Here is an 18842-nt window from a genome sequence, read left to right as displayed (position 1 = left end):
CAAGACATTTCACCTTCGCTTTGGTACTGCAGTTCGATCGGTATTCGCGGGAATCCGATCACTTCCGAGGTTCTACCCTTGACCTGGGCAAATCGAGTTCGACGTCCCGGTATAACCCCAGTAGTTGATCGGACACACCGAACCATTGTTACAGCTGTCGAGGAGTGGACATCATCGGACTGTTCGGGATATGGGCGTCCATCTACTTCCAGAACGGCGGCGTCAGCTCAGAGTCCACGTCGCGGAATCACACGCCAGCCGTAGATCAGGCAACGCTCCTTCGACGACATCTGTGAAGACGTCTGTCTGACCTACCGCGTGCGAAACCCACTCCTCCTCGAGGAGTCCGTGCACATCGGCATTCCTAGACTCTTCCGAGGACAGGAGAACGACGCCACCGACCACCCCGGCCAGCAGGATCGTCATAACCGATGTGTCGTCGTCCGCGGGACCGAAGTACATCAAACGCGATTCGTAGTCGACCTCGTGCTTTTGCGACATAGCATCCAACTTCGCCGCGAGCTCTCCCTGGGTGATCTGGTCAGAGGCTGATCCGGTAACCACGACCGCGACGTCGTCAACATTGAGCGGACGAACCCGGTCCGCGTAGTTCACGGAACGACTCGAATACGACGCCACCAATTCGACAACATCGGGCCGGGCCAGATCGAGGGTCGTCTCCAGCGGAACATCGGAATTCACAGAATCTGCATCGCCCGAAGTCAGCGTCAAGGCCAGACTCGGGCTTGTTCCATTCGCACCCGCTGTTCCTGTTGTAGCTCCCACGAGTACTGCCACACCTGCTTTGGACAGCGCCCAGATCGCCACTACCAGTTCGATGCCACGCAGCCCTGTCATCGCCACTGCGTCGCCCGGGCCGATCTCAAGACTGATGAGGTGGCGTGCAAGGCGAGATGATCGTGCATCGACCTCGTGGTATGTCACTTCCTCTTCATCGCACACGACTGCGACGGCGTCAGGATCAGCCTCCACGGAGTTCGTCAATCGCTGTGGCACGAGTCTGCCCGTCGAAGCGCCAACTGCCGGGGGTGGCGTTGTGTCCACGGAGCCGAGGACTTCTGCTCGTTCGGAGTCGGTGAGCAGTTCGATGTCACCGATCGGACGTGAAGGATCCGAGGACACCCGATCGAGAACGCGTACGAATCGCTCGACATGTGCGTCGGCGGTCGCTTGGTCGAAAAGATCGGCGGCGAAAACCAAATGGCCAATCAGTCCTCCTGTGATCGGATCAGAACTGAGATTGAATTGGAGGTCGAACTTCGCAGTCGCCTCCACACCCTCGACTGCCGAGATCTTCAGATCCGGCAGAGTGAACTCGGCTCCTGCCATCGGCTCGACCGACAGTGCAACCTGGAAAAGCTCGTTCGCTGACGCCGACAAGGCGCCGGTAACTTCCTCGAACGGTATGTCGCCGTTCGCAAATGCCTCGAGATCGACATTTCGAACCAGCGAGACCAATTCGCCGAATCCTGCTCCGAGGTCCGGAGCGGTCCTGAGTGCGAGTGTGTTGACGAACATTCCGACTATGTCGTCCAGTTGCTGCTCACCTCGCCCGGCTACAACTGTTCCGATCGCGAAATCTCGGCTTCCGCTCAACCGTGAGATGAGAACTGCAAGCGCGGCATGCACAACCATGAACAATGTGGCGTTGTGTTCGCGCGCAATCTCGTTGAGCCGCGTCGCCGTGTCCGCACTGACGGAGAACTCCGAGACACCGGCCTTTGCAGACATCTGCGCGGGTCGCTGACGGTCGGAAGGCAATCCGGGCGTCGACGACACACTGTTCAACGTCCGGCGCCAGAAGTCGAGTTGCTGTGCAGCCTGCGAGCCGATCTCGTCGACGCTACCGAGCAATTCGCGCTGCCAGATCGCGAAGTCCGCGTACTGAACAGTCAACGGCGTCCACGACGGCGCGGTACCGCGCATGCGGGCCTCATAGGCGACCATCATGTCTCGGGCCAGAGGTCCCATCGATTCACCGTCAGCGGCGATGTGATGAGCGACCAAGACGAATATGAAGTCTGCCGGCCCCAACTCGAGCAACCCAGTGCGTACAGGTACTTCCTGAGCTACGTCGAATCCGGTCGTCACCAACTCCACGACGCGATTGAACGCCGCGGCCTCGTCGTCCACCTGAATCGTTTCGAGAGGCGAAAGGAGTTCGTCGATCGCGACGATTTTCTGAACCGGCCCTTCGATGTCACTCGGGTAGCTGGTCCGGAGCGACTCATGTCGAACCAAAACGTCGTGAAGAGCCTGGCGCAAAGCCGCGACATCCAAGTTCCCTGTCAATCGCAGAGCCAACGGAATGTTGTATGCCGCAGAACCGGGATCCATCTGGTTTACCAACCACATTCGCTGCTGGGCCAAGGACAGAGGAAGACGTTCTGGACGTTCCCGCGCCTCCAACTCCATCCTCGCACCGGAACCTGCGGTCTTTTGCGCTACTGCAGCCAAACCTTCCACTGTCGAGTTCTCGAACAGCACGCGCACCGGGACCTGCGCATCGAGCGCCTGTCCCAATCTTGCTGCCAACCTGGTAGCGATCAACGAATTACCACCCAGCGCAAAGAAATCGTCATCCAGACCGACCCGCTCCGCGCCCAACACATCTCCGAACACCGACGCAACAATTTCCTGCACCGCTGTGACCGGCGCCCGAAACTCTGCTGCCTCGAATACCGGTGACGGGAGAGCCTTTCGATCCAATTTGCCCGAAGCATTGAGAGGAAGCTCGTCGAGGACAAGAACCTTCGAGGGCACCATGTACGTCGGAAGCACGGCCCGGGCAGACTCCAGAACTTCGGACGCATCTACTGAAGTTCCCACGACATACCCGACCAGGCTGTCGCCGAACGTCGCATCGCTGTGCAGGACGACCACCGCATCTGAAACCGCTTCGTGCGAGATCAGAGCAGATTCGATCTCGCCGAGTTCGATACGCTGCCCCCGCAGTTTGACCTGGAAATCCGATCGGCCGATGTACTCGAGCTCGCCCCGACCGTTCCACCTGACGAGGTCGCCGGTTCGATACAACCTGCTGCCGCCATCTGGGGCGCCCCTTTCCTCGACCGCAAAGGGGTTGGCGACGAAACGCTCCGCCGTCAACGCTGCTCGGTTTCCGTATCCGCGACCGACACCGACACCACCGACATACAACTCGCCGATCACGCCCGGCGGCACCATACCCAACGACCGATCCAGAACGAACAGATCCATGTTCGGCACCGGTGCACCGATCGGAACGCTGACGGTGTCATGCGCAGTCACTGCGTGGAACGAGACCACGTCCGACGCTTCCGTCGGGCCGTAACTGTTCACCAGGCGTACGCCGCCTGACAACAAACTGCCAAGACGATTGAGCCGGATCGACTCGCCTCCAAGGAACACAACATCGAGAACGCTCAGAGCAGACTCCTCATCGGAATCCACCACGGCTTCGAATGCGCTCGGCGACATGTTCGCCACTGCGACGTCACCGTGCCCGACGCGAGCGACGATCGCATCCGGATCGAAACCGTCTGAGGCAAGCACTGCGGTCCGACCGCTGCTCAGCGCTGCCCAGACGTTCTTCTGCGTCAGGTCGAAACTGGGTGACGACGCGATCAAAAGACCACCAGTTTCGGGCAACTCGCTGCGATACCAGGCCACCGTATTCTCGATGCCCGCCATCGGCACCAACGTCGGCTTCGGACGACCAGTCGAACCGGATGTCGAAATGACATACCCCAAGCGGTCCCCCGCACCGAGTTCACGCCATCGATCCGTCGGCCCCTCCACAATCGGCGAATCGCGCATGATGCTGTCGAGGACGATGACGTCCACCGCCAGATCGAGAGTCGTCGTACTCACCGCACATCGGGCGCCAGTGTCGGCGATTATCGCTTCGATCCGATCCTGTGGGTACGACGGATCGATCGGCCCGTACGCAGCACCCGCCTTCCACGCCGCCAACATACCTACGACCCACTCGACCGACCTCGGCACGATCAACGCGACGACGTCATCCGGACCGACGCCGGCCGCCGTCAATCGCTCGGCCACCACGTTTGCGTAGGCGTCGAGTTGCCCGTAGGTCAGCGCCTCGCCATCGCACTCGACGGCAAGAGAATCAGGGGTCTGCCCAACCTGTTCGTCGAACATCGCAGTCAGGGACGCGCCTGCCAACGCTGTGCGCCCACCAGTGGACCAGCTGAGAAGGTTGCTGCGCTCAGCAGCGGTAAGTACGTCGATATCACCCAACCGAACTGACGGATCAACAGTGATCTCAGCAAGGATGCGCCCGAACCTGCCGGCAAAGCCTGCCACCGTCGACTTGTCGAACAGATCCGTCGCGTACGTGAACTGCGCCGCCATCCCCGCTGGTGCGCCCGCCTCGTCAAACTGCTCGACCATGGTCAACTGCAGATCAAACTTGGCCGCCACCGTGTTGGCGTCGATTCCCGCAACTGTCAGATCGCCAAGTCGAAGCACCGACTGCTCCATGTTCTGGAACGACAGCATCACCTGGAACAACGGATTACGAGCCTGCGACCGCGCCGGATTAAGCACCTCCACCAACCGCTCGAACGGCAGATCTACATGGGCAAATGCACCCAGATCGCCCTCACGAACCCGACCCAACAACTCCGAGAACGACTCCGAAGAATCCACCTCCGTCCGCAACACCAACGTATTGACGAACATCCCGATCAAATCATCGAGAACCTGCTCACCACGACCCGCCACCGGAGTACCGATCGCAATATCGGACGTCCCAGACAACCGCGCCAACAACACCGCCAACGCCGCATGCACCACCATGAACAACGACGAATTCGATTCGCGCGCAATCTTTTTCAGAGACGAGTGCTCGATTTCGCCGATCACGAACGCATGCTTGGCACCGCGATTGGACGCCACCGCAGGCCGCGGACGATCAGCCGGCAAATCCAACTGATCCGGCAACCCCGCCAACGCCGACTCCCAGAACCCGATCTGACGCGAAATCAACGACGACGGATCATCTTCCGAACCAAGAGTCTCCCGCTGCCACAACGCGTAATCCGCATACTGCACCGCCAACGGCGCCCACCCAGGAACCTCGCCTCGAGAGCGAGCCTCGTACGCCACCATCACATCACGCGTGAGCGGCCCCATCGACACGCCATCACCACTGATGTGATGAACCACCATCGCCAACACGAACTCCGACTCCGACACCGCGAACAACCGCGCCCGAACCGGAACCTCCACCGCCACATCGAAACCGGTCGACAAGAACTCCGTCACCGCACCAACGACATCGGACTCCGACACCGCCACCGCCACCGGCGACAAATCCAACCGCACCCGATCCGCAGACAACACCTCCTGGAACCCGACACCGTCGACCTCCGGATACACCGTCCGCAAAATCTCATGCCGCGCAACAACATCCGACACCGCAGCATCCAACGCCGCCACATCCAACAACCCCGACAACCGAATCGCCACCGGAATATTGTTCGCCGACGACAACGTATCGAAACGGTTCAAGAACCACATCCGCTGCTGCGCCAACGACAACGGCACCAGCTCCGGACGCACCCGAGCAGTCAACGCCGCCCGCGCACCCGAACCGATCTCCGACTCCATCCGCGCAGCCAACAACTCCACCGACGACGCCTCGAACAACACCCGCACCGGAACCTGCGCATCGAGCGCCTGCCCCAACCGAGCCGCCATTCGAGTAGCAATCAAAGAGTTTCCGCCGAGTGCGAAGAAATCGTCATCCAGACCCACTCGCTCGACCCCGAGTACCGCCGAGAAAACAGAAGCGACAATTTGTTCTACCGGCGTGACCGGGGCCCGGAACACCGCAACCTCGAACACCGGCTCCGGCAACAACTTCCGATCCAACTTCCCAGAGGAATTCAGAGGCAACTCGTCCAAGACCATGATCGCGTTCGGAATCATGTAGACAGGTAGCGATTCAGGAAGCGCATTCCTCAGGACTTCTACGTCGATCACAGAATCCGGGACAGCGATCACATATGCGACCAGCTGATCGCCCATATCGGTGGATGCCACAGTGACCACGCACTGAGCTACCGTCGAGTGCGCCAGCAGAGCTGACTCGATCTCACCCAGTTCGATCCTCTGACCACGGAATTTGACCTGAAAATCGGTACGCCCGACATACTCGAGTTCGCCTGCGGTGTTCCACCACACCAGGTCCCCGGTGCGATACATCCGACTGCCACCGGGATTGATTTCACCGTTCGTGTCGCTCGCCTCCACAAATGGGTTCGCGACAAAACGATCACTGGTGAGATCGGGTCGCGCGACGTAACCGCGCGCCAGTTGATCACCGGCCAGATACAGCTCACCTGCAACGCCTACCGGCACCGGCTGCAACCGACTGTCCAACACGTAGACCTGCGAGTTCCACTCGGGCACCCCGATCGGAATCCCTGTTGATTCCGATCCATCGATTTCGTAGTAGGTGATCGAGACCGCAGCCTCGGTTGGGCCGTACACATTGTGCAGGCTTGCAGACGAAACCTGAGCGAATGCACGTACCGTCTCCACCGGCAACGCCTCACCGATCACGAAGACGTCCCTCAGCGACACCAACGCGTGCTCTGGAACCGAAGCCGCGAAGACGGTCAACATCGACGGAACGAAGTCCGTCAGCGTCACCCGATGATCTTCGATCAGACCAGCCAGATACGCGGGATCTCGATGTCCGTCGTGAGATGCCAGCACCACTCTCGTACCGGACAGAAGCGCGGTGAAGTAACCCCACAACGAGACATCGAATGTCGTTGCAGTCTTTTGCAGATAGACATCTTCTGTGCCGATGGCGTACTGATCCTGCATCCACAGGACCTGGTTCACGATGGCGTGATGCGAGACCGCAACGCCCTTGGGCTTGCCCGTGGAACCCGAGGTGAAGATCACGTAAGCGGCATTCACATCACGCAGTCGACCACGACGATCAGCATCGGAAACGACGGAAGGCGAATAGCTCGAGAGGTCAGCAGCATCGATCAACAGCACGTCGGCGCCGTTCGGCGCTACGAAAGCGTCCCTCGTCGTCGACAGCACACAGACTGGATCGGCCGTCGTGAGGATGTGCCCGATCCGCTCGGCGGGGTGATCGGGATCCAATGGCACGTAGGCTCCGCCCGCGGCGATCACCGCGTACATACCCACTACGAGATCGAGCGACCGACGCATCGCCAAGGCCACCAACGACTCGGGCCCAACACCATCGTCTATCAGCTTGCGTGCCAATTTGTTCACACGATCGGACACCTCGCCATAGGTCAGCGACTGGCCGTCGAACACCACGGCAACAGCATCGGGCGCCAACGCAACGCGAGTGTCGAACAGCGAAGCCAATGTCTCACTGTTCCCGACGTCACGTGCGGTGGAGTTGCGCGCAGTCAACAGCGACTCGCGCTCGGTCTCCTCCAACAGATCGATGTCACCCACAGTGATCGACGGATCCACGACCACCTGCTCGAGGATCCTGGTGAACCGATCGGCGAATCCACGAATCGTCGACTCGTCGAACAGATCTGTGGCGTATGCGAACTCGGCGAACATGCCGTCTTCGACACGGGGAGCGAGAGTAAGTTGAAGATCGAATTTCGCGATACCGGCATCGAACTCGAGGCCCGACACCTCCAACCCCGAAAGCTCCAACGCATCCTGGGACATGTTCTGAAAGAACAGCGCGACCTGGAACAGCGGGTGATGTGCCTGCGATCGGGTGGGGTCCAGTACCTCGACCAATCGCTCGAACGGAACATCGCCGTTGCCGAGCGCCTGAAGGTCCGTCCTCCGCGTTGCCGAGACGAGCGCACCGAACGGACTGGCGAGGTCGACAGGAGTCCGCAGGACCAGCGTATTCACGAACATACCGATCACATCGTCGAGCGCCTTTTCGCCTCGCCCTGCAACCGGAGTACCGATCACGATGTCACTGGTACCGGACAACCTTGCGAGAAGCACGGCGAGGGCCGAATGCATCACCATGAACAGCGACGCGTTCCGCTCGCGTGCGAGTGAGTCCAAGCTCGACCGAATCTTTTCGCTGACGGAGAAGCGGTACGTAGCGCCACGATTCGAGGCGACGACCGGGCGGGATCGGTCAGCTGGTAACGCAAGCACTTCCGGAGAATCACGGAGGACGGAGCGCCAGTGGTCCAGCTGAGCCGAGATCAAAGAATTCGGATCGTCCTCGTCGCCGAGGACCTCCCGCTGCCAGAGTGCATAATCGGCGTACTGCACCTCGAGCGGAGTCCAATTCGGAACGCCGTTCGAAACCCGAGCGGCGTAGGCAACCATGACATCCCGAGTCAGCGGACGCATCGAGAACCCGTCCGCTGCGATGTGGTGCACAACGAAGGCGAGAACAAATGCGTCCGCCCCCACCTCGAACAACTGCACACGGAACGGTACCGACGTTGTCACATCGAACCCTGCCAGAGCGAGCGTCAGCAGTGCCTCTTCGACCCGAGTTCCGCCCAGAGTGACTGGGGTGAGATCAAAAGATACCTCTGAGGCAGGCAGAATCACCTGCTGACCTTGCCCACCCGCCTCGGGGTAGATCGTCCGTAGCGATTCGTGCCGATCCACCACATCCGATACGGCCAACTGCAGTGCCGACAGGTTCAACTGGCCACTCAAACGCAGCGCAATCGGAATATTGTTGACGGCCGATTCGGGGTCGAAGCGGCTCAGGAACCACATGCGCTGCTGAGCAAGTGACAACGGAATCGTCGTGGGGCGAGGTCCTGCAACTAGTGCCGGAATGTTCCCGGAACTGACGTGTGACGAGATCGCCGCCGCCAGCGACTCTACATTCGAATTTTCGAACAGGACCCTCACGGGGATCGTCGTCTCGAGCGCTCGCCCGAGCCTGGCGACCAATCGTGTGGCTACGAGCGAATTGCCACCCAAAGCAAAGAAATCATCATCCAACCCGACACGCTCGACCCCCAGAACGTCGGCAAAGACGGCCGCTACCGCCAACTCCGTATCAGTCGCGGGTGTTCGATACTCCCGCACCTCGAATACTGGCTCCGGCAACGCCTTCCGATCCAACTTACCGTTCACCGTCAGCGGAAGCTCCTCGAGCACCACCACAGCATCCGGAACCATGTACCCGGTCAAGAACTCGCTCACCCTCGTCGACACAACGGAAGCAGCAAGATCCATGCCAGCCTCGGGGATCACATACCCCACAAGACGATCACCGAGCGCAACATCCGAGCGCACAACCGCCACAGCGCCAGCCACCCCAGGCACACGCAACAACGCAGCCTCGACCTCGCCGAGTTCAATCCGGAACCCACGCAACTGAATCTGCGAATCACTTCGGCCCGCATACTCGAGGACCCCGTCGGCATTCCACCGCGCAATATCACCTGTCCGGTACATCTGATCACCGGAACCGCTGCGTCCGAACGGGTTCGCAACAAAACGACCAGCAGTCAGCCCGGGCTGGCCCACATACCCACGCGAAAGCTGTCCACCAGCGACATACATTTCTCCTCGAACACCTACCGGCACAGGGCGAAGCCGATCGTCGAGTACGAACACCGACAACCCACCAAGGCCACGGCCGATAACCGAACCGGTCGCCTTCCGAACCATCACCGAGTCGAGTGCCGAGAACGACACATGCACAGTGGTCTCGGTAATCCCGTACATGTTCACCAATCGCGGAGAACTATCGTCATGACGGTCATACCAACGCACCAATTGAGACAAATCCAGCGCCTCACCGCCGAAGATCACATGACGCAACGACAACGAACCGGCCGAATCACCAGCCATCCGATCCGCCTCGGCGAACTGATAGAACGCCGAAGGAGTCTGATTGAGCACCGTCACCCGCTCCCGCACAACCAACTCACGGAACTGCTCCGGCGAGCGAGAAGTCAGGTAATCCACCACCACAACAGTGCCGCCGTACAACAGCGGGCCCCACAACTCCCACACCGAGAAATCGAACGCGTAACTGTGGAACAACGTCCACACGTCCGAACCATCGAAACCGAACCGCGGCTGAGCATTCGCAAACAACTCCACCACATTCCGATGACTGACCGCCACACCCTTCGGCTTCCCAGTCGAACCGGACGTATAGATCACGTAGGCAATATCATCGGCACGCAACGCAGAACGACGATCACCGTCCGACACCGGCGAACCGTCGTAATTCGCCAAGTCCAACGCCATCACATCAAGAACTGGCACCTCGACATCGACGACATCACCCGCAGCGACGACGCACACAGGACGCGCGTCCCCCAACGTGAAAGCGATACGCTCCGCCGGATACGTCGGATCAATCGGCAGATAGCCACCCCCGGCCTTCACCACAGCCAACAACGTGACAACCAACTCGACCGACCGCGGCAAAATAACCGCCACCAACGACTCCGGACCAACACCCGACTCGATCAGCTTGCGCGCCAACCGATTTGCCGCCGCATCCAGTTCACCGAACGACAACCGGCGATCCTCGAACACCACAGCGGTCGACGAAGCCTCACCCGCAACCCTCGCATCGAACATCGACACCAACGTCGTGCCTGGCTCAACCTCGACACCAGGAACCATCCAAGAATCCAAAACATCCGAACGCTCGGCAGCATCGAGCAAATCGATATCACCGACCACTACCGCGGCATCCGCAGCGATCGCTTCGAGAATCACAGTCAACCGACCGGCAAAAGATTTCACCGACGCCTCGTCGAACAAATCCGTCGCATAAACGAGTGCCACGCTCAGGCCCCCTGACGCAGCAGTCGCGTCGGACTCCCAGATCGTGAACTGCAAGTCGAATTTGGCTGTCGCCGAATCGACATCAAGCCCAGAGATGGTCAATCCCGGTACCTCGAGGCTGCTTTGCGTGCTCTGCCCAAGATTCTGCATAGAGAGCATCACTTGAAACAGCGGATTCCTCGACTGCGATCGCGAGGGATTGAGCACCTCCACCAACCGCTCGAACGGAACGTCCGAGTTACCGAATCCATCGAGATCGATATCTCGTACCCGGGCGATCAAGTCGATGAAAGACATGTTGACGTCAACATCTGTGCGGAGCACGAGCGTATTGACGAACATCCCGATGAGGTCATCGAGAGCTTGATCGCCTCGACCGGCGACCGGAGTGCCGATCGCAATGTCCGAAGTCCCGGACAACCGCGCCAGCAGAATCGCCACGGCACTGTGCAACACCATGAACAGGGATGCGTTGTTGTCCAGCGCAATTCGATTGAGAGCCTGGTGAAGGTCAGGCTCGATCGTGAATGTGTGCCCGGCTCCCCGGTTCGACGCGACGCGCGGGCGCGGGCGGTCCGACGGAAGATCGAGCTGATCGGGGATACCGGCCAACGCGTGGCGCCAGTAGTCGACCTGGCGAGTGATCAGAGAATCCGGGTCGTCCTCACTGCCGAGAACTTCGCGCTGCCACAGTGCAAAGTCGGCGAACTGTACGGGCAGCGGAGCCAGATCATGCGCAATTCCCTGTGTCCGAGACACATAGGACGAAACGATGTCCTTGGTCAACGGTCCCATGGAGAACCCGTCACCGCTGATGTGATGGACGACGAACACGAGGACGAATTCGTCGGCGGTGGGTTGGAAGAGTGCCGCCCGAATCGGAACCTCGGTGGTCACGTCGAACCCCGGGGTAACGAAGTCGGTCACGCGCTCGACGATCGCCGACTCGTCTACCCGTATGGGAGTCAGGTTCGGTACCACGGCTGCAAGGTCGACCAAGCGCTGATATCCGACGCCGTCGACCTCCGGGTACACGGTTCGAAGGATCTCGTGCCGCTCGATCAAATCTTCGAGCGCGCCCTGCAAGGCATCGACATCGAGCGCTCCGCTGAGACGCAGCGCGACCGGAATGTGGTCGACTGCCGATTCTGGTTCGAATCGGTTGAGGAACCACATGCGCTGCTGCGCCAAAGACAGCGGAACCAACTCGGGGCGCTCGCGAGGGATCAGGGGAACGTGAGCCTTGCGGTCTTCTGAGATTTTCGCTTCGTCGATGAAGACGGCAAGTTCTGCGGCGGTGGGTGCGTCGAAGAAGTTGCGCATGTCGATGGAGATGCCGTGTTCGGCATTGATCCGCGCAACCACGCGAGTGGCGAGCAACGAGTTGCCGCCCAGTTCGAAGAAGCCGTCGTCTGCCCCTACCCGATCCTGCCCGAGTAGATCGGCAAAGATCGCGACCACGCCGGCTTCGGTGGGTGTCGCAGGCTCGCGGAACTCGACCGTCTTCGACACGAATTCGGGTGCGGGCAAGGCTTTTCGATCCAGCTTGCCGCTGGCATTGAGCGGAAACTCGTCCAGTTCGACGAACATGGCAGGGACCATGTAGTCGGGTAGCCGTTCACCCAGCGACGACGTCAGAATCTCTGAATCGATGCCATCGCCGACGATGTACGCGACCAAGTTGTCACCGATCGTTTCGTCCGAATGGACGATCACCACGGCTTGGGAAACACCTTCACAATCGAGCAGTGCCGCCTCGATCTCACCGAGTTCGATGCGCAGACCGCGGAGCTTGACCTGAAAGTCAGTGCGACCGATGTATTCGAGCTGGCGGTTCGCTCCGACGCCGCGCCAACGCACCAGGTCTCCGGTTCGATACATCCGCGATCCGTCGGTAGTGCCCGGCCGAGCCACGAAACGGTCTGCCGTGAGATCGGGACGCGACACGTATCCCCTGGCCAGCTGAATCCCGGCAAGATAGAGCTCTCCTGCCACTCCTGAAGGCGACGGCCGGAGCGCGTCGTCGAGCACCAGGAGTTCGGTGTCTGCCACGGCCGCGCCGATCGGCACGGACACCTGATCTCGCTCACCGGTTTCGTAATAAGTCACGTCGACGGCAGCCTCGGTCGGGCCGTACAGATTGTGGAGTCCAGCACTGCTGACCTCGCGCAGACGTGCCGCGGTTCGAGCCGGCAACGCCTCACCGGAAGCGAACACGTAGCGAAGGGTTTTGACCTGCGCAACAAGGGGTTCGGCGACGAACACGGCGAGCATCGACGGCACGAAGTGCACCGCCGTCACTCCGCGCTCGATCATCGTGCGAGCCACGTACACCGGATCACGATGTCCGTCGGGTTCCGCGATCACCAGCGATGCACCGACCTGCAGCGGCCAGAAGAACTCCCACACGGACACATCGAAAGTGAAGGGCGTCTTCTGCAAGATCACGTCGTCGGCAGTGAATCCGTACTCGGTCTGACGCCATTGCAGGTTCGCGACGATGGCACGGTGAGAGACTGCAACGCCTTTGGGGCGTCCGGTCGATCCGGACGTGAAGATGACATACGCAGTGTTGTCCGCGCGCAGCGGCGCCAACCGGTCGGCGTCGGTGACAGTTGTCTCGGCACGACCCGACAAGTCGAGGGTGTCGACGTCGAGCGTGGGCGTACCGTGCGGCAGCACCACGGCATCGGACGTACGTGTGAGCACAGCCGTGGGCTTCGCGATCTCGAGTACGTAAGCGAGACGGTCGGCAGGATGATCCGGGTCGAGTGGAACGTACGCGCCGCCGGCCTTGACGATCGCGTACATCGAGACGAGGAGATCGATCGATCGACGCATCGCGAGACCGACGAGGCTGTCCGGTCCGACACCTGCCGCGACGAGTTCACGGGCCAGGCGGTTCGCTCGCGCGTCGAACTGCGCGTAAGTGAGCTGCGTTCCGGCGTAATCCAGCGCGAGCGCATCCGGCGTCCGCTCGACCTGCTCGTCGAAGAGTCCGGCTAGGGTCACGTGTGCGTCGGCCTCGGACGCGACCTCGACGATCGAAGTGCCGTCGGCGATGAGCCGGTCGACCACCGCGCCGAGACCGTCGGCCTCGCTGGCGATCAGCTCCGGCAGCACCGTGGAAACGACAACAGGAACCAGGGCATCCGCCCCCAATGCCCCACCCATCGCGGTGTCGAGAGTGACCAACTCGTCATTGAGTCGTCCGTAGCTGATTTCGGTTCCACCGTGGCTCAGGGCCACACGATCAGGATCTACCGCCGCAACTGCAGCTACCAACTTCGGCAGATCTTCGATCGTCAGCGACTGCGGTCCCGGAATACCGACGGACATCTACACTTCCTCCAACTGACTTTCGTGAAGTGCGCCCCGGCCGAGCACAGCGTTCTGCTCGGCCGGAGGCGTTCACTGGGCAAATACTGAATGTTACCCGGCCGTACCCCCACGGCCCGCTGACACCGACTGTGCGTCAGCTATCACCGAGCTCACAAGTGTGGCGAGACCGTCGACGCCAAGTGCCGGCAGGATGCCCGGAACAAGGCCGGCGAGCGACACCGAAACCAGTGCATCGGGAGCCAGAGCAGCGCCCATGGCGGTACGCATAGCAACGAGTTTGGTCGACAACTCACCGAAGGTGACCGCCTGATCACCGTGGGTGAACGCAATTGCCTCAGGATCGGCGGCCGCCGCCGCGGCTGCCAGTTCGGGCAGATCTGCCGCGGACTTCGGCTCGGCAGCGCTCGCTTCCTCGCGTTCCTGATCGGTCACGATGTCGATCGTACGAATCACGACCCCGGGATCGGTCACCAGTTCTTCGAGCACCCGCCCGAATCGCGCCGCGAAAAGAGCGATGGTCGATTCGTCGAACAGGTCGGTCGCATAGGTGAAACGCATCCTCAGCCCGGACAGCACCCCGGCATCGTCGAATTGCTCGATACCGGTGAGCTGCAGATCGAACATCGCCTGATCGAAACCGCTGTCGACCGCAGAGAGTTCCAGGCCTGGGAGTTGGAACGTACCAAGAGCCATGTTCTGGAATGTGAGCATGACCTGGAAGAGCGGCGAGTATGCGTGAGAGCGCTCTCGCCCCAATTCGTCGACCAACCGCTCGAACGGTACGTCGGCATTGGCGAATGCCGACAAGTCCTTGTCCTTCACGTGCCCCAGAAGGTCGACGAAAGTCGAAGCAGGAGCGATCTCCGTTCGCAGGACCAAGGTGTTGACGAACATCCCGACAAGATCGTCGAGAGCCCGCTCACCTCGACCCGCGATCGGCGTACCGATTGCGATGTCGTTCGATCCACTCATCTTCGCCAGCAGCACGGCCAGGGCAGTGTGAACCACCATGAAGACTGTCGAGTTCTGCTCCCGTGCGATCGTCGCGAGCCGGTCCGTGGTCTCGGAATCGACGGCAAACTCGAATTCCGCACCACGCATGCTCGCGCGCGCCGGCCGCGGCCGGTCGGTCGGCAGTTCCAGAAGCTCCGGAGTGCCCTTGAGCTCGTTCACCCAGTACGCGAGTTGACGGCCCAGCTGACTGTCCGCGTCCTCCGGCGATCCGAGGACATCACGCTGCCACAGCGTGTAGTCGGCGTACTGCACCTCGAGCGGAGCCCACTCCGGCGTCTCCCCGCCGGTACGTGCGGTGTACGCAACCATGGTGTCTCTGATCAACGGAGCCATCGAGAAGCCGTCACCGCTGATGTGGTGAATGACAACGACGAGGACCCGCTCGGATTCGTCGACCTCGAAGAGACGGATTCGCAACGGAACGGCTGTCGTGACATCGAAGCCCTCGCGAACTGTGTCAGCCACCTGCTCGGCGACCGACGCTTCGTCGGTTGCGATCACTTCCAGTCCCACCGTCGCTGCGGAGCGAGGCAGGATCATCTGAACCGGTCCGTTGCCCTGGTCCGGGTATACCGTCCGGAGCACTTCGTGACGCTCGATCAGATCCGACACCGCGGAGTGAAGTGCGTCGACATCGAGAGCGCCGGACAGCCGGATCGCGACCGGGATGTTGTACGCACCCGAGGTCTTGTCGAACTGATTGAGCACCCACATACGTTGCTGCGCCAACGACAGCGGGATCTCGTGCGGACGCACCTGGGCCACCAACGGTGGGCGGCCACCCGATCCCGCGTGTTCGAGAACCCTCGACGCCAATGCCCCGACAGTCGAGGCCTCGAAGATCACACGGACCGGAATCTGCGCGTCCAACGCCTCACCCAGCCTCGACACGACCTGCGTCGCGACGAGAGAGTTTCCGCCGAGCTCGAAGAAGTCGTCGTCGAGTCCGACCCTCGCCACACCGAGTACGTCAGCGAACACACCCGCCACGATCTCTTCTACGGGGTTGGTCGGCGCACGGAATTCGGTCGCCTCGAATTCGGGGTCGGGCAGGGCTTTGCGATCGACCTTGCCGTTGATGTTGAGCGGTAGTTCGTCCAAGACCATCAATGCCGCCGGCACCATGTAACTCGGCAACTCAGCCACAAGAGTCCGCTTCAAGGTTTCGACATCGATGCTTTCCCCGCTTTGAGGAACGACGTAGCCGACAAGTCGATCACCGGTACGCGCATCCGACTTGGCCACCACCACAGCGGAGTCCACGCTGGCCTGCTTGCGAAGAAGCGCTTCGATCTCACCGAGTTCGATGCGGTAGCCACGGATCTTGACCTGGAAGTCGGCGCGCTCCACGTAGTCGAGTTCGCCGTTCTGCGTCCACCGGACGAGGTCGCCCGTGCGGTACAACCGCGAACCCGCGTCACCGAAGACGTTGGCCACAAATCGTTCCGACGTCAGATCCGCGCGCCCGTGATAGCCGCGAGCAAGCTGGGCACCGGCGAGGTAAAGCTCCCCGGTGACTCCGACGGGGACCGGATGCAAACGCGTGTCGAGCACGAACACCTGCGTGTTCCATTCGGGGGCACCGATCGGCACCGACGTCGTATCGTCCGAACCGACGACGTGCGCTGTCACCGAGACCGCGGCCTCGGTCGGACCGTACAGATTCACCAACTGCGCGTCGCTGAGTTCTGCAAACTCGGTGGCCGTCGCGGCCGGCAACGCTTCACCGATCGCGAGCACCTGACGAAGCGATTCCGGAAGACTATTTTCCGACGCCGACTGCAACATCGCGAGCATCGACGGCACCACGTGGAGCGTCGTGACCTTCTCCCGCGTCATCAGGTCGAGCAGGTAGCTCGGGTCCTTGTGACCTTCAGGTTCGGCGATCACCAGTCGTGCACCGGAAGTCAGTGCCGACCAGAACTCCCAGACCGAGAGGTCGAAGGTTGCCGCCGTCTTGAGCACCATCGCATCGGATCGGTCCAGGCCGTACTGATCGCGCTTCCAGAGAATCTGGTTGACCACCGCCCGATGCGAGATCGCGACGCCCTTCGGCCGCCCCGTCGATCCCGACGTGAAGATCACATAGGCGGTGTTGTCCGCTCGCAGTGGAGCACTGCGATCCCCATCGGTAACCGTCGCGTCCGCGTAGGACGCGAGATCGATCGTGTCCATCTCGATCACAGAATCACCGAACGCCGGATTCTTCGCAGTGGTCGAGGTAGTGAGGACGCAGACCGGATCTGCCATGGTCAACACGTACTCGATGCGATCGGCCGGGTGGTTCGGATCGATCGGTACGTATCCACCACCTGCCTTCACCACCGCGTACATGGCGACCAACAGTTCGACCGATCGCTCGATTGCCAACGCGACCAACGACTCAGGACCGACACCGGTTGCAATCAGATGGCGTGCGAGACGGTTGACACGTGCATCGAACTCGGCGTAGGTCAGCGACGTGTTCCCGGCGACCAATGCCACCGCACCTGGGTTCGAACCGACCTGCTCGTCGAACAGTTCGACCAGAGTGGCTCCCGGGACGGGGTGATCGGTGTCGTTCCAGCGGTTCAGGATCCGGTCGCTCTCGGACGAATCCATCAGCGCGAAGTCGCCTACGGTCAACGACGGATCCGACGCGATCTCCCCGAGCAATCGCACGAATCGATCGGCGAAGTCCTGCACGGTCGACTCGTCGAACAGATCATGCGCGTAGCTGAACATCGACGTGATGCCGGCTGCAGATCCGTTGGCGTCGTAACGATCACTGACGATCAACTGAAGATCGAACTGCGCGACCCCATTGTCGATATCGACACCCTTGACGGTGAGTCCCGGAAGCTCAAGCCCTCCGGTTTCCATGTTCTGGAACAGGAAGCCGACCTGATAGAGCGGATGACGAGCGGTCGAACGCGGAGGGTTGAGCACCTCCACGAGTCGCTCGAACGGAACGTCCGAATGTGCGAACGCTTGAAGGTCGGTCTCCCTGACACGTCCGAGCAGGTCGAGGAACGGCGCACCGCTGTCGATCTGCGTACGGAACACCAAGGTGTTCACGAACATGCCGATGAGATCGTCGAGTGCCCGCTCACCGCGTCCGGCAATGGGCGTACCCACCGCGATGTCCTCGGTTCCGGACAGTCGAGCCAACAGCATCGCGAACGCAGTGTGCGTGAGCATGAACAGCGTCGAATTGTTTGCCCTGGCAAGACCGCTCAGCCGAGCATGCAACTCTGCATCGATATCGAAGTGCAGGTAACCGCCGCGGAAGGACTGCGTCGCGGGGCGCGGCCGGTCAGCTGGAAGTGCAAGCTGATCAGGCAGCCCGGCGAGAGCATCGCTCCAGTACGCAATCTGCTGCGAAGCGATAGATCCCGGGTCTTCCTCACGGCCCAGCACCTCTCGCTGCCACAGGCTGTAGTCGGCGTACTGAACGTCGAGAGGAGCCCAGGACGGTGTGTACCCGGCAACCCGCGAGGCGTATGCGGTCACGACATCTCGAGCGAACGGTGCCATCGAGGAACCGTCGGCGGAAATATGATGAATCGCGACACCGAGTACGTATTCGTCGGAAGCCAACTGGAACAACCGGATACGAATCGGGATCTCGCGTGTGACGTCGAAGCGCGTCGACGCCAGCGCGACCAACTCACCTTCGAGTTCGTCCACGCCGGTCGGTTCTGCGACGATTTCGTCCG

2 protein-coding genes (1 of these 2 only partly in view) are annotated in these 18842 nt (G+C 60.9%); both read right to left on the bottom strand.

All coding sequences use genetic code 11. The annotated features are described in order from the left end of the window. Positions 1-222 precede the first annotated feature (222 nt). Positions 223-14127, bottom strand: a complete 13905-nt coding sequence (locus tag RA302_RS09215) for an amino acid adenylation domain-containing protein (protein ID WP_338480290.1) — start codon at positions 14125-14127, stop codon at positions 223-225. A gap of 93 nt (positions 14128-14220) precedes the next feature. Further along, positions 14221-18842, bottom strand: the 3' portion of a protein-coding gene (locus tag RA302_RS09210; protein WP_338480289.1) for a non-ribosomal peptide synthase/polyketide synthase. 24127 nt of this gene lie beyond the right edge of the window; the window shows 4622 of its 28749 coding nt (coding positions 24128-28749); its start codon lies beyond the right edge, outside the window; the stop codon is at positions 14221-14223.

It is taken from the genome of Rhodococcus sp. DN22 (assembly GCF_036669995.1).
Taxonomy (GTDB): Bacteria; Actinomycetota; Actinomycetes; order Mycobacteriales; family Mycobacteriaceae; genus Rhodococcus_F; species Rhodococcus_F erythropolis.
This window is presented reverse-complemented; position numbering and strand designations above follow the sequence as displayed.

Excerpts from the sequence above, each read along its gene's own strand:
- RA302_RS09215 (WP_338480290.1), bottom strand. The coding sequence starts at position 14,127 with ATGTCCGTCGGTATTCCGGGACCGCAGTCGCTGACGATCGAAGATCTG.